At 57.8% G+C, this 18,949-nt stretch carries 21 protein-coding genes; 10 read left to right on the top strand and 11 right to left on the bottom strand.

Annotated features, from left to right (window positions below; all coding sequences use genetic code 11):
- The first annotated feature begins 16 nt into the window (after positions 1-16).
- The gene (locus ACZ25R_RS14575) at positions 17-919 is read left to right on the top strand and encodes a DMT family transporter (protein ID WP_472462495.1); all 903 of its coding nucleotides are present in this window, start codon (positions 17-19) and stop codon (positions 917-919) included.
- Between the two features lie 10 nt (positions 920-929).
- Here the strand turns inward: ACZ25R_RS14575 and ppx are convergent, their stop codons facing one another.
- Together ppx and ACZ25R_RS14585 are read right to left on the bottom strand one after the other, a co-directional pair.
- Positions 930-2,441 carry an exopolyphosphatase gene (ppx, locus tag ACZ25R_RS14580; RefSeq protein WP_472461356.1) on the bottom strand — a complete coding sequence of 504 codons (1,512 nt, stop codon included), beginning with the start codon at positions 2,439-2,441 and terminating at the stop codon, positions 930-932.
- Positions 2,438-4,639, bottom strand: a complete 2,202-nt coding sequence (locus ACZ25R_RS14585) for an RNA degradosome polyphosphate kinase (protein ID WP_472461357.1) — start codon at positions 4,637-4,639, stop codon at positions 2,438-2,440. The genes ppx and ACZ25R_RS14585 overlap by 4 nt, the downstream gene beginning before the upstream one ends.
- A 337-nt stretch (positions 4,640-4,976) precedes the next feature.
- Between ACZ25R_RS14585 and ACZ25R_RS14590 the strand changes: the two genes are divergently transcribed.
- Both ACZ25R_RS14590 and ACZ25R_RS14595 read left to right on the top strand, forming a co-directional pair.
- On the top strand, positions 4,977-5,225 hold the full coding sequence (locus ACZ25R_RS14590) for a zinc-finger domain-containing protein (RefSeq protein WP_105735649.1): 249 nt from the start codon (positions 4,977-4,979) through the stop codon (positions 5,223-5,225).
- Positions 5,226-6,488: an FAD-dependent monooxygenase gene (locus ACZ25R_RS14595; RefSeq protein ID WP_472461358.1), complete on the top strand. Its 1,263-nt coding sequence runs from the start codon at positions 5,226-5,228 to the stop codon at positions 6,486-6,488. It begins immediately after the preceding gene.
- A 3-nt stretch (positions 6,489-6,491) separates the two neighbouring features.
- Here ACZ25R_RS14595 and ACZ25R_RS14600 read toward each other — a convergent pair whose 3' ends face one another.
- The 7 genes from ACZ25R_RS14600 to ACZ25R_RS14630 all read right to left on the bottom strand — a co-directional run bounded on the left by ACZ25R_RS14600 (position 6,492) and on the right by ACZ25R_RS14630 (position 12,496).
- On the bottom strand, positions 6,492-6,671 hold the full coding sequence (locus tag ACZ25R_RS14600) for a hypothetical protein (protein ID WP_472461359.1): 180 nt from the start codon (positions 6,669-6,671) through the stop codon (positions 6,492-6,494).
- Positions 6,668-6,967 carry a hypothetical protein gene (locus tag ACZ25R_RS14605; RefSeq protein WP_472461360.1) on the bottom strand — a complete coding sequence of 100 codons (300 nt, stop codon included), beginning with the start codon at positions 6,965-6,967 and terminating at the stop codon, positions 6,668-6,670. Before ACZ25R_RS14605 ends, ACZ25R_RS14600 begins: the two co-directional genes overlap by 4 nt.
- Positions 6,968-7,146: 179 nt before the next feature.
- Positions 7,147-7,950 carry an amino acid ABC transporter ATP-binding protein gene (locus ACZ25R_RS14610; RefSeq protein WP_288194976.1) on the bottom strand — a complete coding sequence of 268 codons (804 nt, stop codon included), beginning with the start codon at positions 7,948-7,950 and terminating at the stop codon, positions 7,147-7,149.
- An 11-nt stretch (positions 7,951-7,961) separates the two neighbouring features.
- A complete protein-coding gene (locus ACZ25R_RS14615) occupies positions 7,962-9,119 on the bottom strand; it encodes an amino acid ABC transporter permease (protein WP_464659912.1) in 1,158 nt (385 codons plus the stop codon).
- 2 nt (positions 9,120-9,121) lie between these two features.
- Positions 9,122-10,315: an amino acid ABC transporter permease gene (locus ACZ25R_RS14620; protein ID WP_403172745.1), complete on the bottom strand. Its 1,194-nt coding sequence runs from the start codon at positions 10,313-10,315 to the stop codon at positions 9,122-9,124.
- 122 nt (positions 10,316-10,437) lie between these two features.
- Positions 10,438-11,466 (bottom strand): amino acid ABC transporter substrate-binding protein, encoded by a 1,029-nt coding sequence (locus ACZ25R_RS14625; RefSeq protein WP_223615697.1) that lies wholly within the window; start codon positions 11,464-11,466, stop codon positions 10,438-10,440.
- 232 nt (positions 11,467-11,698) lie between these two features.
- On the bottom strand, positions 11,699-12,496 hold the full coding sequence (locus tag ACZ25R_RS14630) for a phosphatase PAP2 family protein (RefSeq protein ID WP_472461361.1): 798 nt from the start codon (positions 12,494-12,496) through the stop codon (positions 11,699-11,701).
- Between the two features lie 134 nt (positions 12,497-12,630).
- Here ACZ25R_RS14630 and ACZ25R_RS14635 point away from each other — a divergent pair, with 134 nt between their 5' ends.
- The 3 genes from ACZ25R_RS14635 (at position 12,631) to copM (ending at position 14,666) form a co-directional block, all read left to right on the top strand.
- Positions 12,631-13,809: a cystathionine beta-lyase gene (locus ACZ25R_RS14635; protein WP_472461362.1), complete on the top strand. Its 1,179-nt coding sequence runs from the start codon at positions 12,631-12,633 to the stop codon at positions 13,807-13,809.
- A 55-nt stretch (positions 13,810-13,864) separates the two neighbouring features.
- Positions 13,865-14,224, top strand: a complete 360-nt coding sequence (locus tag ACZ25R_RS14640) for a hypothetical protein (protein WP_472461363.1) — start codon at positions 13,865-13,867, stop codon at positions 14,222-14,224.
- 61 nt (positions 14,225-14,285) lie between these two features.
- Positions 14,286-14,666, top strand: a complete 381-nt coding sequence (gene copM, locus ACZ25R_RS14645) for a CopM family metallochaperone (RefSeq protein ID WP_463011372.1) — start codon at positions 14,286-14,288, stop codon at positions 14,664-14,666.
- Positions 14,667-14,750: 84 nt separating this feature from the next.
- Here the strand turns inward: copM and ACZ25R_RS14650 are convergent, their stop codons facing one another.
- A complete protein-coding gene (locus tag ACZ25R_RS14650) occupies positions 14,751-15,101 on the bottom strand; it encodes a BRA0787 family protein (RefSeq protein ID WP_223615692.1) in 351 nt (116 codons plus the stop codon).
- 379 nt (positions 15,102-15,480) lie between these two features.
- On the opposite strand from ACZ25R_RS14650, the gene ACZ25R_RS14655 reads away from it, so the two are divergent.
- On the top strand, positions 15,481-15,807 hold the full coding sequence (locus tag ACZ25R_RS14655) for a hypothetical protein (protein WP_223615691.1): 327 nt from the start codon (positions 15,481-15,483) through the stop codon (positions 15,805-15,807).
- Between the two features lie 81 nt (positions 15,808-15,888).
- On the opposite strand, the gene ACZ25R_RS14660 is transcribed toward ACZ25R_RS14655, so the two are convergent.
- A complete protein-coding gene (locus ACZ25R_RS14660) occupies positions 15,889-16,524 on the bottom strand; it encodes a hypothetical protein (RefSeq protein ID WP_472461364.1) in 636 nt (211 codons plus the stop codon).
- 826 nt (positions 16,525-17,350) lie between these two features.
- Between ACZ25R_RS14660 and ACZ25R_RS14665 the strand changes: the two genes are divergently transcribed.
- The 3 genes from ACZ25R_RS14665 (at position 17,351) to ACZ25R_RS14675 (ending at position 18,728) form a co-directional block, all read left to right on the top strand.
- The gene (locus ACZ25R_RS14665) at positions 17,351-17,530 is read left to right on the top strand and encodes a Flp family type IVb pilin (protein ID WP_472461365.1); all 180 of its coding nucleotides are present in this window, start codon (positions 17,351-17,353) and stop codon (positions 17,528-17,530) included.
- 345 nt (positions 17,531-17,875) lie between these two features.
- Positions 17,876-18,349 (top strand): hypothetical protein, encoded by a 474-nt coding sequence (locus ACZ25R_RS14670; protein ID WP_472461366.1) that lies wholly within the window; start codon positions 17,876-17,878, stop codon positions 18,347-18,349.
- Between the two features lie 154 nt (positions 18,350-18,503).
- Positions 18,504-18,728, top strand: a complete 225-nt coding sequence (locus ACZ25R_RS14675; RefSeq protein WP_472461367.1) for a hypothetical protein — start codon at positions 18,504-18,506, stop codon at positions 18,726-18,728.
- Positions 18,729-18,949 lie beyond the last annotated feature (221 nt).

Here is an 18,949-nt window from a genome sequence, read left to right on the forward strand (position 1 = left end):
GATGTCTGCTACCCCCGTGCAAACCCCGTCTCTGGCCAGAGAACTGGCGCTTCTCGCCATTCTTGCCACGTTGTGGGGCGCCTCCTATACCTTCATCCGGGTCGGGGTCGAGACGATCCCGCCAGTCACCTTCATCGCCGCCCGCACGCTGATCGCCGGCGGACTGCTGCTGACCATCATCAAGCTGCGCGGCCTTGCCCTGCCGCGCGATCCGGCGATCTGGAAGCGCTTTCTCATCCAGGCCTGCATCAACAGCGTGATCCCCTTCACGCTGATCGCCTGGGCAGAATTGACCGTCAATGCCGGTCTTGCCACCATTCTCAATTCGACAACGCCGATCTTCGCCTTTCTGCTGACGGTCCTGATCACCCGCCACGAAGCCGTGACCACGCGAAAAGTCTTCGGCGTGGCGGCCGGTGTCATCGGCATTTCCCTGATCATCGGGCTCGAGGCATTCAACGGCATCGGCAAGGAACTGGTGGCGCAGCTTGCCATCGTTGCGGCAACGATTTCCTATGCGGCCGCCGCCATCTTCGGCAAGGGTTTCAAAAATCTCGATCCGATGATGCCCGCCGCTGGCTCGATGCTCTGCGGCGCTGTCATCCTCATTCCGGTCAGCCTCGTGGTCGACCGGCCATGGACGCTGGCGCCCTCCGCCCACTCGCTGCTCGCGCTGCTTGGACTTGCCGTGTTCTCCACCGCCCTCGCCTTCGTGATTTATTTCCGGCTGATCAACACGCTGGGCACGGTCGGCACGACATCGCAGGCCTATCTGCGCGTACCGATCGGCGTCGGCATCGGCGTATTGTTTCTCGGCGAAAGCCTGGCGTCGACCGCATGGATCGGCCTGATCTGCGTGATTGCCGGTGTCGCGGCGATGACCCTGCCAGGACGCAAGAAGGCGGCTATCGCCGCCTGAGCACCGGCACTTATTTGCCGATGGCCATTTTCAGCGGCTTGCCCGTCAGTTTCGCCAATTGCTGCAAGCGGCCTTCCGGCACATCGCCGATCAGATCGGCATTCCTGGCCGCCACTTCGAGATAGATGCCGTCAGACGCCTGTTTCCACGAGAGGTTGGGAACCACCCCCGCCATCGATGCGGAAAACGGATAAACAATCCGCATGATCGCCGCCAGTATCTTCGAATATTCCAGCAGCCGCGGCGTAGCAAGCGCCGCCAGTTCCGGGTCCGCCGCGTTGTTGGCAATGCCCTCGTGACGGAAGAAATTGGCGAGCGCGATATAGGCCCGGCCCGGATGATCAATGCCGACAAAAGCGGCGTTGGAGATCATGTTCAACGCCTGTGAACCGCGATAATCGGGGTGGGCACGCCAGCTGATATCGGCGATCAGGCAGGCCGCGCGGCGATAGCGCTTCTCGTCCTCCGTCTCGTCATAGCCGAGCGCGGCAAAGGCATCGCCGCTCCAGTCCGCCAGCTCGCGCGCATAGGCAGGCGAGCGGGCGCGCAGCACGGCCAGTTCATCGGCGGCGGCAATCAGCGGGTCTTCCAGCTGCTCGGATTCCGACAGCAGCGAGAACAGAAATCCTTCCCGCACACCAAGGGCCGAAAAGACAACCTTTGACGGACGCATCTTGCGGATGGTCTCAAGCAGGGCGATGGCGCCATAGGACAAGAGCGCACGGCGGTTCTTCGAGACATCCTCGATCCCGCGCATATTGTCGAGATTGCCGTCCGCGACGCGCTTGAGAAAGCGCTGTGCTTCCTCGAAGGGAATTTCATAGTGGTGCATGACGTGCAGCGGATAGTGCTCGGCACTCATGTGCAGCTTGGCGAGGTTTCGCCACGTGCCGCCCACGGCGTAGAACGCCCGGCCCTTGCCCTTGGCCAAAAGCTTGGCCGATTCCAGCGTCTTCTTGGCGATATCGGACGCGGCGGCAAGATCGCCGTTCGACATATCCTGCAGACGCAGGCCGCCCAGCGGCAGGGTGATGCCGTCGCCGATGGTGCGGCCCTTGACGTCGACCAGTTCGAGACTGCCGCCGCCCAGATCGCCTGCGATACCATCGGGATCGTGAAAGCCGGAGATGATCCCCAGCGCGGAATAATAGGCCTCTTCCCGGCCGGACAGAACCTTGATCGGTTCTCCCAGAACGATTTCGGCCTGGGCGATGAAATCGGGTCCGTTTTCGGCTTCGCGCGCTGCCGCCGTCGCCAGCACATCCAGCGAGCGGGCGCCCGCCTGATCAGCCAGGGCGCGGAACCGGCGCAGCGCCCGCAAGGCGCTTTGCACAGCCTTTTCATTCAGCTTGCCGGTTTTTACCAGGCCTTTGCCAAGGCCGCAGAGAATCTTTTCGTTGAAAAGGACGGTCGGCGAACGGGTAACCCCCTCATAGACGACCAGACGTACAGAGTTCGAGCCGATGTCGATGACACCGGCCGGATGGCGTCCTTGCACACGCCCCTGCGCTGCGGATATCATGCAGTCTTGTTTTTCGCTGCTTTGGATCGCTTGCGGTGAGCGATCAAGCGTGGTGCTGAAGACTTCAGCGACTTGCCGCGGCCGGACAGGCTGGGATTTGTCATGAAATATTCCTGCGCGTTAAAAGCATCTTCTCCATCCGCCGGAACAATCCGGCGCGACGTACCGTCTGCTAGTAACTCGTAACTCTGCTGATTGTCGAGAAGGTTTGCCAGCATAATCTGTGAAAGAAGCTGTTGATGCACAGTTGGATTGGTGATCGGAACCAGCGTTTCGACGCGGCGGTCGAGGTTGCGGGTCATCATATCGGCTGAACCGATATAGACGAGCGCCTTTTCCGACGGCAGTCCCGCACCGTTGCCGAAGCAGAAAATACGGCTGTGCTCGAGAAAGCGGCCGACGATGGATTTCGCCCGGATCGTGTCGGACAGGCCCGGAACCTGCGGGCGCAGGCAGCAGATGCCGCGCACGATGAGGTCGATGTCGACGCCATGCGTGCTGGCATTGTAGAGCGCATCGATGATCTGCGGATCGACCAGCGAATTCATCTTCATCCAGATTGCCGCCGGACGGCCAGCCTTGGCGTGCTCGATTTCCTCGGCGATGTGCTGGAGAATGCGTGGGCGCAGGGTGGTCGGCGACACGGCAATGCCCATCTCACCCGAAGGCTGCGTATAACCGGTGATGAAATTGAAGATCTGGGCAACGTCGCGACCGATGGATGGCTCGCACGTGAAGAACGACAGATCCGTATAGATCTTGGCGGTGATCGGGTGGTAATTGCCCGTGCCGAGATGCACGTAGCTGCGCAGCTTCTGTTCCTCGCGGCGCACGACCAGCGACATTTTTGCATGGGTTTTCAGCTCGATGAAGCCGAAGACGACCTGAACGCCGGCACGTTCCAGATCGCGCGCCCAGCGGATATTGGCTTCTTCGTCGAAGCGCGCCTTGAGCTCGACCAGCGCCGTCACCGACTTGCCGGCATCGGCCGCGTCGATCAGTGCGCGCACAATGGGGCTGTCATTGGATGTGCGGTAGAGCGTCTGCTTGATGGCAACCACTTCCGGGTCCGCCGCCGCCTGGCGCAGGAACTGCACGACGACGTCGAAGGATTCGTAGGGGTGGTGCACCACGATATCCTTTTCGCGGATCGCTGCAAAGCAATCGCCGCCATGCTCGCGCACCCGCTCGGGGAAGCGCGGGTTGTAGGGTACGAATTTCAGGTCGGCGCGCGGAATGCCGACGATTTCGGAGATGGTGTTGAGCGCCAGAAGACCTTCGAGCACGCTGATGCGGTTGTCGGGAACACCGAGTTCCGTCGCCACGAAGGCGCGCAGCGATTCCGGCATTTCATCATCGAACTCGATGCGGATCACCTGGCCGCGGCGGCGGCGCTTCAGCGCGCTTTCGAACAGGCGCACAAGATCCTCGGCCTCTTCCTCCACCTCGATATCGCTGTCGCGGATAATGCGGAATGTGCCGGCGCCCTTCACCTCATAGCCGGGGAACAGCCGCCCGGTGAACAGGCTGATGGCATCCTCAAGCGTCAGGAAGCGGAAACGGCCGGCATCGTCGGGAATCTGGATGAAACGTTTCAATGCCTGCGGCAGGCGCAGGAGCGCCGTCATCGGACGGTTGTCGATGCTGCGGCTCAGCAACATGGCGATGGTGAAACCGAGATTGGGAATGAACGGGAACGGATGTGCCGGATCGATGGAAAGCGGGGTCAGGACGGGATAGATGGTTTCGAGGAAGTGATCCTCGAGCCAGAGGCGCTCGCTTTTGGTCAGCTTGTCCGGGCGGACGATTTCAATATTTTCGGCCAGCATCTCGACGCGCAGTTCATTCAGGCGCAGCTGCTGGGCGGCCTGCAGTTTGCCGACCTCATCGAGCACGAATTCCAGCTGCTCCTGCGGCGTGCGCCCGTCCGGGCTGCGATTGGCTACTCCGGCACGCACCTGTCCGGCGAGACCGGCAATGCGCACCATGAAGAATTCGTCGAGATTGGCGGCGGAGATGGACAGGAAGCGCAGGCGCTCCAGCAGCGGCTGGTGCACATTGTGGGCTTCTTCCAGCACGCGGCGGTTGAACTGCAGCCAGGAGAACTCGCGATTGACGAAACGGTCGACACTGGTGTGCAGATCCGGCAGACCGACGGCTTCGACTGCATTCGTTATGGCGGGTGACTGATCGTTCATTGTCATTCTCCGATTGGAATAGTCCCGTCAAAAGCGGAATCACAGGCCACATTAGTCAAGTCTCTTGAAGGTTTTATAGCAATCGCGGCCCAATCCCTCCTCAGCCCGATAAAAATCGGCACGCGGCAGCTTACACCGGAACCAAAGCCTTTCGCGATGAATTTCTCATGCGGCGCCTGACGGAAAACCCGCCATAATGCCGGTTGCGGCGGAACCAGCCGCCACTTGTGTCAGATTGCCTCGCTTTAGCGCCGCAGAAGCGATTTTCTTCGCCGCGGAATTGCTCTATGAGAAAGACAACACCATTGCCTATCGACTGAAAGCCCAGGAGCGACACATGGCCGGACACAGCATTCCCCACTTCCAGAACAGCGCTGGTCACGCCGCCATCAGCATTGGCGTCAAGGAATTCATGTGCGTCGGCGCCAATCCGCCTTTCGATCACCCGCACGTCTTCCTCGACCTGGGCGATGACAATGAAAAGGTCTGCCCTTACTGCTCGACGCTGTACCGCTACGATGCGTCGCTCTCCGCCGGGGAAACGGTTCCTGCCGGCTGCACCTATGTGGACGACAAGGCTGCCTGATTGCAAACGCCCGTCATCGATCTGAAGACGGCTCGCAACAGGCGAACTCCCAATCCTGATCAAATCATTATTGCGGGTGCGGGTATCGCCGGCCTGACGCTGGCGCTGGCGCTGAGCGCCAAAGGCTTTGCCGTCCAGATCTTTGAGAAGAGCGCCATTCTGGCCGAAGCGGGCGCCGGATTGCAGCTTTCGCCCAATGCCACCCGCCTGCTCGGCCGCCTCGGCGTCCTGGACAGGCTGATGCCTCATGCTGTGCAGCCGGATGCGGTCTGCCTGCAGGATGGCGTGAGCGGGGAAAAGCTGCTGCACCTGCCCATCGGCAAGGCCGCGGCACAACGCTGGCACGCGCCCTACATCGTCTGCCACCGCGCCGACCTGCAGCAGGCACTCCTTGCCGAAGTGCGCCAGCGCGGCAACATCGCCATGCAGCTGGAATCGGCCGTTACCCATCACAACAGCGACGCTCAGGGCGTGCTGGTTCGCGTGCAATACAACGACCGCATCGAAGAGCATCGCGGCGCCCTGCTGGTGGGCTCCGACGGTGTCTGGTCGAACACCCGCAATGCGCTGTCAGACCTTGATCGCGCCCGCTATACCGGCTCCATCGCCTGGCGCGTGTCCGTGCCTGCCGATCGCCTCCCGGCCTCGTTCAGCGCCCTCCTGCCTGAAGGAACCAATGTCGTTGCCTGGACAGGCAGCAATGCGCACCTCATCGCCTACCCCATCCGTTCGGGCGAGCTGATGAATTTCGTGGCGGTGGCGCGCGACCGGAAAAACCCCGGGCGCTGGGACATCGAAGTCAATCCGCAGGCCCCGAACCAGAATTTTACCCGGGATTTCTACTGGTGGCATCCGGGCATCCGCGATCTGGTGCTGTCGGCCGGACAATGGACGCCCTGGCGCCTGTTCGAAATGAAGCGGTGCAGCTTCCTGCGGGATGAGCGGCTTGTGCTGATCGGCGACGCGGCCCATGCGATGACGCCCTATGCGGCCCAAGGCGCAGCCATGGCCATCGAGGACGCCTGTGCTCTTGCCGCCGCACTCGGCCATGGCAGCGAGGACTGGCCTGCAGCCCTGGCGGCCTATGCCAGGAACCGGACAAAGCGCATCGAGTCGGTGGTGCGGCGCGGCGCGCTCAATCAGCTGGCCTATCACGCCAAGGGGCCGGTGGCGCTTGCCCGCAACCTGCTGCTGCGCAACCGGCCTGCTGAAAAGTTCGTGGCGGGTTTCGACTGGCTTTATGGATTTGATGCGGAGTCATAGCGCTTATTGCGCGGGTAGCACCCGCTCGCGCAAGCGCTTTCTCGCCAATGCGATTTGCTTTCTGGAACGCTCGGTTTCTTTTTCAAGCTGACTAAACTCATACCGGGCAGCAAAAAATCCGCACACACCAATGAGATTGATCATGAAGATTGCATAAATGAGCATGTTTTCATCAATCGTCATTGCCAGCCATCTCTCAGTTTGTTTTTTCCATAAAGATGTAGACCGCAGGATATCATCAAAGCCTGCAACAATCCACAAACGATCAGTATCTTGCCCACGCGGTTGTAGTTGCTTAAGAGAGATGGATTCAAAACTGAGCCAAAAATCGGTCCAAGAAACCCAGTGATAAAGATGGCTGTCGAGAGACGGTCATATGCGGCAACGGTATATTTCAACACTTCATTGTTGCGGTTCTTACGCAGCAACTCTGCCGCGTCTATCTGCGCGCTTGTCAGCCCTTGAAAGTTCTCGGTCATAAAAAACTCCGACTAAAAAATGTTTTAAAATCCAGAAATAAAAAGAACATGTCCCGTTATAAATCATTGTAGCATCTCATCGGCCAGGCAAGGCTCTACACCGTCAATTCCAGTCCCATCTAACAAAACAGCGGCCACGAGGGCCGCTGCGATGGATGTGACGACGATGCGCAGAATTCTCAATGCAGGATCTGGCTGAGGAACAGCTTGGTGCGCTCGTGCTGCGGATTGTCGAAGAACGCCGCCGGTTCGTTCTGCTCGACGATCTGGCCCTGATCCATGAAGATCACACGGTTTGCCACCTGGCGGGCAAAGCCCATTTCGTGGGTGACGCACACCATGGTCATACCTTCTTCGGCCAGTTGAACCATGGTGTCGAGCACTTCCTTGATCATTTCCGGATCGAGCGCCGAGGTCGGCTCGTCGAACAGCATGATGCGCGGGTTCATGCACAGCGAACGGGCAATGGCCACGCGCTGCTGCTGGCCGCCGGACAGCTGGCCGGGATATTTGTTGGCCTGTTCCGGAATCTTGACGCGCTCGAGATAATGCATGGCAATCTCGTCCGCCTTCTTCTTCGGCATCTTGCGCACCCAGATCGGCGCGAGCGTGCAATTTTCCAGGATGGTCAGATGCGGGAAGAGGTTGAAGTGCTGGAACACCATGCCGACTTCGCGCCGGACTTCATCGATCTTCTTCAGGTCGTTGGTCAGTTCGATGCCGTCGACAAGGATCTTGCCGCTCTGGTGCTCTTCGAGGCGGTTGATGCAGCGGATCATCGTCGACTTGCCCGATCCCGAAGGTCCGGCAATGACGATGCGCTCGCCGCGCATCACCTTGAGGTTGATGTCCTTGAGGACGTGGAAATCGCCATACCACTTGTTCATGTTGGTAATCTCGACGGCTACATCGGTCTTGGAGACCTGCATGAGCGAGCGGTCGACATGAATTTCGGATGGATCGACAACGTTTTGAGTGGTCATGCAGATGCTCCTTAGCGTTTATGTCCTGTGTCCAGCCTGCGTTCCATGAAGATGGAATAACGCGACATGCCGAAACAGAAAATCCAGAATACGAAACCGGCGAAAATCAGGCCGGATATGGGGGTTTGCGGGGATGCCCAATTGGCATCGTTGAAGTGCTGACGCACGGTTCCGAGCAGATCGAACATGCTGATGATGGACACCAGCGATGTATCCTTGAACAGACCGATGAAGGTGTTGACGATCCCCGGGATTACCATCTTCAGCGCCTGCGGCAGGATGATGAGGCCGGTTTTCTGCCAGTAGCTCAATCCCAGCGAGTCAGCACCTTCGTACTGCCCTTTGGGAATTGCCTGCAGGCCGCCGCGCACCACTTCCGCCATATAGGCCGATGCGAACAGCGCCACGCCGATCAGGGCGCGGAGGAACTTGTCGAAGGTCACGCCCGGCGGCAGGAACAATGGCAGCATGTAACTGGCCATGAACAGCACGGTCACCAGAGGGATGCCCCGCACCATTTCGATGAAAACGACGCACAGCATCTTGATGACGGGCATTTTCGAACGCCGCCCCAACGCCAGGACGATGCCGAGCGGCAAGGATACGGAAATGCCGACGAAAGACAGGACCAGCGTGACAAGCAGACCGCCCCACGTCGCGGTTTCGATATAGGGAAGGCCAAACCAGCCGCCAACCAGCAGGAAGAATGCAACGATCGGGAAGACAAAGAAGAACACGATCGCATTGGCGGATTTGAAGGGAATCCTCGGGATCAGCAGCGGAACCAACAGGACGACGAACATGACGCCGACAATGTTGACACGCCAGTGCTGGTCCTGCGGATAGCGGCCATACATGAACTGGTTGAAATTGGCATTCACATAGGCCCAGCAGGCACCCGACCAGCCTTCCGGCTGGGTACCGCCCTGGGATACCGTCGCGCAGACCGCCCGATCCACCCCCGACCAGGAAGCCTGGACGAACAGCCAGTTGATCATCGGCGGCACGAACCAGGCGAGAAGGAAGAGCGCAAACACCGTCAGAGCGGCATCGACGGGCGTTGCCATCAGGTTGATGCGTATCCAGCGGACGATTCCCCGCTCGCCCAGCGGCGGCGTCTGGCCCTGCAGCATTTCGGTACGAACGAAACTCAGATTGTTATCGGCCATGATCAGCGCTCCACCAATGCCATTTTGGCGTTGAACCAGTTCATGAACAGCGATGTGAGCACGCTCAGGCTGAGGTAGATCACAATGAAAATCGCCACCACTTCGATGGAACGGCCGGTCTGGTTGAGGATGGTTCCGCCGACTGCAAACAGATCGGGATAGCCGACCGCGACCGCAAGCGACGAGTTCTTCGTCAGGTTGAGATACTGGCTGGTCAGTGGCGGAATGATGATGCGCAGGGCCTGCGGCACGACGACAAGCCGCGTCGTTGTTCCTGCGCGCAGCCCGAGCGCATGCGACGCCTCACTCTGGCCTTTTCCCACACCGCGAATACCGGCGCGGACGATCTCGGCGATGAAGGATGCGGTGTAGAAGGACAGCGCGAGATAGAGCGACATGAACTCTGGTCCGACCAGAGCGCCGCCCTTGATGTTGAAGCCGCCGAGTTCCGGATAATTCATGGTGACCGGAAAGCCCTTGAGCGCGAATGCCAGGAAAGGCAGGCCGATGATCAGCGCCAGCGATGTCCACAACACCGGAAAGCGCTGGCCGGTCGCCATCTGCCGTTTATAGGCCCAGCGACGGACCAGAAAGGCACCGATGACGGCAAGCACAAAGGCAACGCCAGCCAGCCAGGCACCCTGGCCGAAAACCGGCACGGCAAAAAAGAAACCGCGATTGTTCAGGAAACTGAACGGCAGCGCGATGCTCTGTCGTGCCTGGGGCAAAACCGCCAAAACGCCGGAATACCAGAAGAAAATAACCAGCAGCGGCGGAATATTGCGGAAAACCTCGACATAGACCGTGCACAGTTTGCGGATGAGCCAATTGTGCGAAAGCCGCCCGACGCCGATGATGAAACCGATGATGGTCGCGGTGATGATACCGACGACGGCAACCAGCATCGTGTTCAAAATACCGACATAAAGCGCCTTTATATAGGTCGAGTCGCTTGAGTATTCGGTGAACGGATGCGAGCTGATATCAAATCCGGAGCGGCCATCGAGAAAACCGAAACCCGTTGCCAGATTGGCGCGCTGCAGATTGGCGATAGTGTTGTTGACAAACCAGTAACCCACAGCGACCAGTACAACCAGAACGACGAGCTGATAGATATAGCCGCGAATTCTCGGATCGTTCAGAAGTGATACTTTGGCGCTGCCTGTACCGGCAGGCGTAATATCCTGCGATGCCATTGACCCCTCATTTCTTTTAACCGTTTATTTTTATTATTTTTATTTTTGTTATTTTTTTAATTGTTCCCCCGGAAAGGAGGACGAGCCCCCTTCCCGGATTTCAGATCGATGACTTCAAAAAATCAGCGGATCGGCATTGCGTATTGCAGGCCGCCCTTGCTCCACTGAGCATTGATGCCGCGCGCAATCTTCAGCTTGCTGCCGGAACCGATATTGGATTCGAACACTTCGCCGTAATTGCCCACGGCCTTGACGATGTTGACGACCCAATCATTGGTCAGGCCGAGATCGGTGCCAAGCTTGGTGTTGGCTTCCTGGCCGAGCACGCGCTTGATTTCCGGGCTGTCGCTCTTGATCAGATCCTGGACATTGGCCTTGGTGATGCCAAGCTCTTCGGCCGTCAGCATGGCGTAATGCACCCAGCGGATGACGTGCGCCCACTGGCTGTCGCCCTGACGGACAACGGGACCGAGCGGCTCCTTCGAAATGATTTCCGGCAGAACGACGTGATCGTCCGGTGCCGAGAGCGTCAGGCGAATGGCGTACAGGCCGGACTGGTCCGTGGTGTACACGTCGCAACGTCCGGCATCATAGGCGGCGTTGACCTCTTCAAGCTTCTCGAACACGACGGGATTGTATTCCATCTTGTTGGCCTTGAAATAGTCGGCCAGATTGAGCTCCGTCGTGGTGCCGGACTGAACGCAGACCGAAGCGCCCGAAAGCTGCAATGCGGAATTGATACCCGACAGCTTCTTCGCGTTGATCATGAAGCCCTGGCCGTCGTAATAATTGACGCCGGTGAAATCAAAGCCCTGCGAGTCACGGCTCAGCGTCCATGTGGTGTTGCGAATCAGAACGTCGATTTCACCGGACTGCAGCGCTGGCAGGCGGTCCTTGGCGGAAAGCGGCGTGAATTTCACCTTGGTTGCATCGCCAAAAATGGCGGCGGCGACCGCGCGGCAATAGTCGACGTCAAAACCGGACCATTCGCCCTTGTCGTTCGGCGAAGCAAACCCGGCCAGACCGGTGTTGACGCCGCATTGCAGAAAGCCCTTTTTCTTGACGTCATCCAGCGTGCCGGCGGAGGCCGCAGAAGCCAGCAAGAGCAGCGCCGATACCCCCAGAACGCTCTTCAAAACGAGATTTTTCATAACGACTAAACCCTTTTATTTGTTGCCCGTGGTTCCCAAGAGAGAAATTTTACATGCCGGTGGGTTCCCCCACACCCTTTTAAGGCTCCAGCATGTCTCCCATTCACCCCTGTATCGAAGGCCATTCTACGTGTTTGGTCAAGGGATAATCTTTGCTCAATATTTTTGCAGAAACGGCGGAATGGCTGCTTCGGAATGGAATTTTCGATTATTTCTTGGTCAAAAACCCCGATCAGCGCCAGAAGCGCTCGCGAAAACGCAAAACCGGGAAGAATCGAGTGCCATCGAACAGAAAGGCCGCCCGGCGCCCGGCGAGGAATCTGGCAAGCGCAAGGGTGAACAGGAAGCCCACGCTGTAGCCCGCGACCACATCCGTCGGATAATGCGCCCTGGCGATGATGCGCGTAAAGGCAATGAACATGGTCGCCAGGATGATCGGCACGCGCCAGCGCGGAAACCAAAGCGCCAGAACCGCGCCGACTGCCCCCATCGTGGTTGAGTGCCCCGAGGGGAAACTGGCGAAATCATACCCTGCGTGAAACGGCGAAAAGCCGTTGGCTCCAAGGGTGTCGATGAATTTCGGCCGGGCACGGCCGATGCAGAACTTGGCGATATTGGTGAGAATTCCCGACAGCGCCACGGACCAGAAGGCAAACGTCGCCTGGGCATAGATGAGGCCAAGACGCACGCGCTTGGCATGGGGCAGCTTGCGCCAATCGATGCCGATCAGGCAAACCGCAATGAAAAAGGCCGGGATCAGATACCATTGCGACAAACCGATATCCGTCAGCAGCCGCAGGGAACTCAGCGGCCCCTGATGCGAGGACAGGTTGCGCGACAGCGGATCGTCGAAGGGATGCAGCAGCAGAATGAAGAAAAAGATCAGGACCGCCGCCATCGACATGCCCCCGGTCCAGGCCGCCGGGCTGTTCGGATAGGCCGGTGCCCGCATGCGGCGCAGGAAATTGACGATCGAGCGGCGCGCGCGCTTCAGGCCGGACAGGGATTGCGGATTGCTGGCATCAGTCATTGTTTCTCCCATCGACCCAAGCGGCCTTATTCTTCCACGCCCGCTGTGCTCGCCTGTTGCAACAGGAACGCCGTGGCTTTATCGACTTCTCCCAGCAGTTACAATTGTTGGCATCGCAGTGCAGAGGATATTCCATGGGCAGAGAGTCGGACAAAATGGCAAAATTCGGGATCAACACACGCCTGGCCCATGGAGGCTACGATCCCCGGGATTATCACGGTTTCGTCAATCCGCCCATTGTCCATGCCTCGACGGTGCTGTTCCCCGATGCGGAAACCATGGCCAGCCACAAGCAGAAATACGGCTATGGCACGCACGGAACCCCCACGACCGACGCCCTGTGCCAGGCCATCGACGAACTGGAGGGCTCGTTCGGCACGCTGCTCGTGCCGTCCGGCCTTGCCGCGGTAACCATTCCCCTTCTGGCGTTCCTGTCGCCGGGCGATCACCTGCTGATGGTCGACAGCGTCTACGGCAACACGCGCTATTTCTGCGATACGACGCTCAAGCGGCTCGGCATCGAGGTCGAGTACTACGATCCGCTGGTCGGCGCCGGCATCGAAAAGCTCATCCGTCCCAACACGGCTGTTGTCTTTACCGAATCCCCCGGCTCCAACACGTTTGAAATTCAGGATATTCCGGCAATCGTCGAGAAGGCGCACGCGGCAGGCGCCATCGTCATGATGGACAACACCTGGGCAACGCCGCTCTACCTGAAGCCGCTGGATTTCGGCGTCGATATCTCCATTCACGCGGCAACGAAATATCCGTCCGGCCATTCCGATATTCTCATGGGCACGATTTCCGCCAATGAAAAATGCTTCAGGCAGCTGGACGATACCTATACGGCCATCGGTCTGTGCGTGGGCGGCGACGATGCCTATTATGTCCTGCGCGGCTTGCGCACGATGGCACTGCGCCTCGAGCGCCATGGCGAAAACGCGCTCGAAATAGCGCGATGGCTGGAAAAGCAGCCCGGCGTCATCGAGGTCCTGCATCCGGCGCTTGAGAGCCACGCGGGGCACGCCCTGTGGAAGCGGGATTTCACCGGCGCTGCCGGCGTGTTCTCGATTGTCATTGAAGGCGAGACAAAACAGGCCCGGGCTTTCCTCAATGCCCTTGATATTTTCGCGCTCGGGTACTCATGGGGCGGCTATGAGAGCCTCGCGCTTCAGGTCAACCTGTCCGACCGGGTGCTGACGGGCAAGCATTACAAGGGTCCGCTCATCCGCCTGCAGGTTGGCCTCGAGGATACCAAAGACCTCATCGCCGATCTGGAAAAGGCGCTCGCCGCGGCAAGGGGTGCGCAATAACGCAATAAACAGAAGGTGATTTCGCCTTCCCGATTGTTCCTGTTATGAAAACGCCATGAGCAGGCTTGCCATTCTTCTGACGTTCCTCACGGCGTTTTCCGTCGGCTGGGTGCCCGTGTTTGCGGCGCCCGTCCGGTTGGCCGGCGAAATGGCGGTACAATCGGCCGGTCAGATGGCCGGCCACGCCCATGCCTGTGCCGGCGACCAGAAGCATTGCACGGACACGGCCAAGCTGCCCCATCCCGCGCTATGCTCCGCCTGTATCGCCATTCCCGCCATCGGCATTGCCGCCGTGACCACGGTCTCGACCCGGATGCTGGTGCCGCACGGCATGGAACTGCCCCTCATTGCCCAGGCCAGCGCACCGCTGTCGCCACCGCCCAAACCGCTATTGATCGCTTCCTATCCTTCATAACGCACGGGTGAACAGGTCATAGCCTGTGCTTGTCTGTCTGACCTAAGGAAAGATCAATTCGATGAAAACCTCTTATTTTTCCGCCGCAGCCCTTGTCTGCGCCCTCGCCTTCACCGCACCAGCCCTGGCGCAGGAGCACAAGATGATGAAGCATGATGCCATGGCGATGCAGCCAACCGGCGATCAGGGCCCGTCATCCAAGGCATTTGCGCAGGCAAACACCAAGATGCACAAGGACATGTCCATCAAATTTTCCGGCGATGCCGACAAGGATTTTGTCCGCGGCATGGTTGCGCACCATCAGGGCGCAATCGACATGGCCAAGGTAGAGCTGAAATACGGCAAGGATGAAGAAATCCGCAAGCTTGCGACCGATATCATCGCCGCGCAGGAAGGCGAAATCAAACAGATGAAGGCCTGGCTGGCCAAACATGGCGGCTAAACCGCCGCGCCATCCATGAGGCATGCCAAAAAAATTACCCGCCGGGTCAAAGCGGCGGGTAATTCAACAAGCGTCCAATGTGTCTCAGGAGGCGTTGTGATGCTGCATTTCGTAGGAGGCCGCGCGTTTCTGCAGGCTCAATTCCCATAGACTATGGGCAGCATCGGCATAGGTTGACGTACCGGCCTTGAACTCCGCCGAACGCAATGGCAGCAAGTCTTCCACGACATCCAGCGTTCTCGATGGAAGAATATCGGTGCAGGTCCACAGACGCCGGAACACGGCGCTGATCAGAACCTGCCGGTCGTTGACCTCGATCTGAGGTTCATCGTGCCCGAGTTCCCAATCCTCCAAAGCATCAAGGGCGTCTTGAAAGGCACTATGCAATATGATGGGCGCGTGGCCGTCATGAAGTGGGTGCAGCAAACCAGGCATTCCTGTCTCCTCACTCTTGCGTTGCAATGCCGGGTGCTCCCGGAAACAGAATCATAAGGGCGAGCGGGCGTCATCAGCAAGCCAAAACTTCAATACAAGACCAATTGGCTAGAGATTTCTGATTAAATCGATATTTCACTACAGTTTTAAACATCGACGTTGATATATTCATTCTGAAAATCAGCACAACACATTGATGAATTTGAGTTTACAGGCAAATCATACGGCAGCGGCGTTGCCGCCATCCATCGCCTTCCCCTGGCCTGGAGCAATGCTGCGCTGCCGCAAGTGCCGGCGAACTGATTCACGCTGCCATCTTGCCAAAACGGCGGCATTGGCCCATTCATGTCCCGCTATTCGTGATCGAGGAAATTGGCACATGACGACGAAACACCTTCCGCTGATTATTGTGGCTGTGCTGCTGGCCGGCTGCGGCAATATACAGGGGCAGCTTGATCGCGAGAAAATTTCATCCCTGCACTACGATACGGTCGAGTGCCCCGCTTTGATTGCGCAAAAGAACAGCGCGATGGCCGAGATCAGCAGCCTGACCAATGGCGCGGGCTACCGGGAACCGAGCGTGATCACGGGCTTCGGTCCCATTCTGCCGGATTATCGCACCGCCAACCAGAAGAAGGCCGGTGCCCTGCAAGGACAGGTTGATTCCATGACCCGCTCCATCGCACGGCGGAAATGCACGGGCTGATTGCCCGGCAGCCACCCGCCGCGCCGGTCCCGGCAAAGAAATGGCCCCTTTCGGGGCCATTCTTGTCTCATGCGCCTGTTCTCATGAGCCGCGCAGCAGCTTGCACAGGGCAACCAGCGAGCTGTCATAGCTCGTCGCGTTGGATGAAATTTCCGCACAGCGGATTTTCAGCTTCATCCTGTCCTGGGCCGTAAGCTGTGCCAGTCTGGCGGCGACCGCCTTGTTGTTCACACCGGGATTGAGGCTGCCCGGCTTGGTGCCGCCGCCAAGGATACCACCACCCGTCGTGACCCCGCCGGTACTGACACCGCCGGGACTGGTACCGCCCGGGCTGGTACCGCCCGGGCTGGTGCCGCCCGAATTGCTGCCACCACCGATGCCAACACCGACCCCGGCGCCAATGCCACCGGTTCCACCGACATTGGCTCCAACTCCTGCGCCGATCCCGCCTGATCCGATATTTGCGCCAGCTCCCGCTGTCACACCGCCGGATCCGCCGACATTGGCGCCAAGTCCGGCGCTAACGCCATTGTTGACGCTGGCGCCCGCCCCCGCATTGATTCCGTTTGAACCGCCGATCGATGCGCCCACGCCCGCGGCAACACCCTTGGAGCCGCCAACCGATGCATCAGCACCCGCCTTTACGCCGCCGAGATTGGCGCTGGCACCAACGCCCAGACCGCCATTCTGCGAACCGCCGACTGAAACGCCGCCCACCGACAAACCTCCGGCAAGCGCCGACGTCGTAAGCACTGCAAGTATGAAAGAGCCAGCTACAATGCAGCTCGTCTTCCTTTCGAACTTATTCATTACAACCTCCCGATTATTACTATTTTGCCCAAGCATTAACAAACCAAGAACACCGATATATGCATCAATTATTGAAATAAATCAATACAACACTTATTACTCAATACATATTTTCTAAATAACATCGTTAAAAAACAAAAGTTTTACGCGCAACAATGATGTGCTGCGTATTTTTAATTCTATCTGTTCATGTATTTTCTTAAAATTCTAAACTTCCATCGATCTCCACCGCAAAAATCTCCAACCTCATCTGGAATGGATATATTGCGATACGTAAGAACATAGGATTTAGTTTCATTCCTCAATATTTTTTCTTTCTTATTATAAAGTGCATCATATTTGCTTTAGGTGAGCCATGATGAAATTGGAAAAACACATGATTACTTACATTTTTAATGAAAACTTATTTTGAAGGGTCCCCTCGAACGCCACCGGACGGTTGCATCTGCTTGTCCAAGCGTTGGCATTGCCGGGGATCGGGCGATAGCGCAGCGGTTTTGAGGGGCCAGCGTCGGGGTACGCCGCACGGCACGGCGCGAGAAATGCACGCCCTGCGGTCATGACTTTCATTTTACTTAAAATATTCAGGGCGATGTAAGCGATGATTAAGCAAGAAATCCGGTGATACTTTGCTAACCAGTTTTTTTAAGTCAGCCGAAATTGTTGAAAGCCTAAGTTCACGACGGTTCAACGAAACCGCGTCAAAAGCAACGCTTCAACAGGGATACAGAACATGACAACTCTTTTCACACGTTTTCTCAAGGATGAGTCCGGCGCAACAGCCATCGAATACGGCCTGATTGCTGCCCTCATCTCCGTCGGCATCATTGCCGGTGCAAGCTCCGTTGGTACAAACCTCGGCACGCTGTTCACCAACCTCGGCACAAAGTTCAAGAATACGACTGTTAACTAACATGTCGTTGGGGTTGCCTGGCCACAGGCAACCCCAATTTCATATCCAACGCCAATGCCGTTGACGTTGGATATGAAATTATCCGGACCGACCCCTGCCCGCCATTTCCATGGCTCCGGTCGGCCCATGGACCAAAGTCAGCCCGATCACCCATATGCATGCATATGCCTGCTGATTACTTCGGGCTTTGATCTATTCCCCTAATAATATTGACTATTTTACTCATATATCGTTTCACGATGCTATATATTTACAATTTCCCGTAAACGTTGTTTCGTCTTCCCAGTTTTGATTCAGAATGCGCTTGAACAAAATCATGGAGGGGACCGCATCATGATCTTTGGCATGACTTTCTATACTTTCGTTCACGTCCTGATCAGCCTGATCGGGATCATATCAGGGCTGATCGTTCTCGCCGGACTGCTTGCGTCCGACAGAAAGGACGGATGGACACTGATCTTTCTGGTGAGCACGGCAGCGACAAGCCTGACGGGCTTCGGCTTTCCCTACCAGGGTTTTACGCCTGCCATCGGCGTCGGCATCCTCTCGATCATCATTCTCATCATCGCGATCGCCGCCCGCTACCCCTTGCATCTCGCCGGGCCGTGGCGGTGGGTCTACGTGGTCGGCGCCGTGATCTCGCTATACTTCAATGTTTTCGTGCTGGTCGCCCAGTCATTCCAGAAAATACCCGCATTGAATGCCCTGGCGCCCACCGGCTCGGAGCCGCCTTTTGCGATCGCGCAGGGGATTGTGCTGCTCCTGTTCATTGCCGCCGGCTTTGCCTGCCTGCGGCGGTTTCATCCCATCATACGGTGAAAACCCGGACCGGATAGCCGGCAGCTCCAAGTCGCCGCACCGCGCCGGCCCATCAAAGGGCCGGGCCTCTCAATCGGATGTACTAGAATATTACACCTCCCGATGCCGCCGGGTCAGTGTTATGATCGTGTCTTGAAATTGTTCTCGAATTGCCATGCTGGTCGAACGTGACTTGCTCCTCACCGCAATTGCAGGTTCAAAGTCCGTTAACCTCTGCCTGGCCAAGCCCATGCAGGAGAAAGCAATGGAGGAGGAGGACGAAGAAAACAGGGAGAAGGATGACTATGCGCCCTATATGACATCCATATGGGGCTATCTCGTCGTCTTCCTGATCATCATTCCCCTTGTGCTGATTCTCGGCCGGAAATTCGGGCGATGACCCCACTCTATCGGTCTTTGCCCCGGCCCGCCCATGGCGAAATTGCGGTTCACCGGCAGGAACACCAGGCCACGCAATGTGGCTTATCCAACGGATTTCACGTGGTTTTGTCATATTCATCCCCGCGTGGAACCGTGCAACACGACACAACTGGAGAATGAAGACAAAAGTACCAAAGCTTGTCGCTGGCGGGCCTTTTGTGGCGCATATCGTCTTGTGCT

Source organism: Phyllobacterium sp. RCAM01083, assembly GCF_055685835.1.

Coding starts and splice junctions, on each gene's coding strand:
- ppx (WP_472461356.1), bottom strand. CDS start 2,441: ATGATATCCGCAGCGCAGGGGCGTGTGCAAGGACGCCATCCGGCCGGT.
- ACZ25R_RS14585 (WP_472461357.1), bottom strand. CDS start 4,639: ATGAACGATCAGTCACCCGCCATAACGAATGCAGTCGAAGCCGTCGGT.
- ACZ25R_RS14590 (WP_105735649.1), top strand. CDS start 4,977: ATGGCCGGACACAGCATTCCCCACTTCCAGAACAGCGCTGGTCACGCC.
- ACZ25R_RS14600 (WP_472461359.1), bottom strand. CDS start 6,671: ATGACGATTGATGAAAACATGCTCATTTATGCAATCTTCATGATCAAT.
- ACZ25R_RS14605 (WP_472461360.1), bottom strand. CDS start 6,967: ATGACCGAGAACTTTCAAGGGCTGACAAGCGCGCAGATAGACGCGGCA.
- ACZ25R_RS14610 (WP_288194976.1), bottom strand. CDS start 7,950: ATGACCACTCAAAACGTTGTCGATCCATCCGAAATTCATGTCGACCGC.
- ACZ25R_RS14615 (WP_464659912.1), bottom strand. CDS start 9,119: ATGGCCGATAACAATCTGAGTTTCGTTCGTACCGAAATGCTGCAGGGC.
- ACZ25R_RS14620 (WP_403172745.1), bottom strand. CDS start 10,315: ATGGCATCGCAGGATATTACGCCTGCCGGTACAGGCAGCGCCAAAGTA.
- ACZ25R_RS14625 (WP_223615697.1), bottom strand. CDS start 11,466: ATGAAAAATCTCGTTTTGAAGAGCGTTCTGGGGGTATCGGCGCTGCTC.
- ACZ25R_RS14630 (WP_472461361.1), bottom strand. CDS start 12,496: ATGACTGATGCCAGCAATCCGCAATCCCTGTCCGGCCTGAAGCGCGCG.
- ACZ25R_RS14635 (WP_472461362.1), top strand. CDS start 12,631: ATGGGCAGAGAGTCGGACAAAATGGCAAAATTCGGGATCAACACACGC.
- ACZ25R_RS14640 (WP_472461363.1), top strand. CDS start 13,865: ATGAGCAGGCTTGCCATTCTTCTGACGTTCCTCACGGCGTTTTCCGTC.
- copM (WP_463011372.1), top strand. CDS start 14,286: ATGAAAACCTCTTATTTTTCCGCCGCAGCCCTTGTCTGCGCCCTCGCC.
- ACZ25R_RS14650 (WP_223615692.1), bottom strand. CDS start 15,101: ATGCCTGGTTTGCTGCACCCACTTCATGACGGCCACGCGCCCATCATA.
- ACZ25R_RS14655 (WP_223615691.1), top strand. CDS start 15,481: ATGACGACGAAACACCTTCCGCTGATTATTGTGGCTGTGCTGCTGGCC.
- ACZ25R_RS14665 (WP_472461365.1), top strand. CDS start 17,351: ATGACAACTCTTTTCACACGTTTTCTCAAGGATGAGTCCGGCGCAACA.
- ACZ25R_RS14670 (WP_472461366.1), top strand. CDS start 17,876: ATGACTTTCTATACTTTCGTTCACGTCCTGATCAGCCTGATCGGGATC.
- ACZ25R_RS14675 (WP_472461367.1), top strand. CDS start 18,504: ATGCTGGTCGAACGTGACTTGCTCCTCACCGCAATTGCAGGTTCAAAG.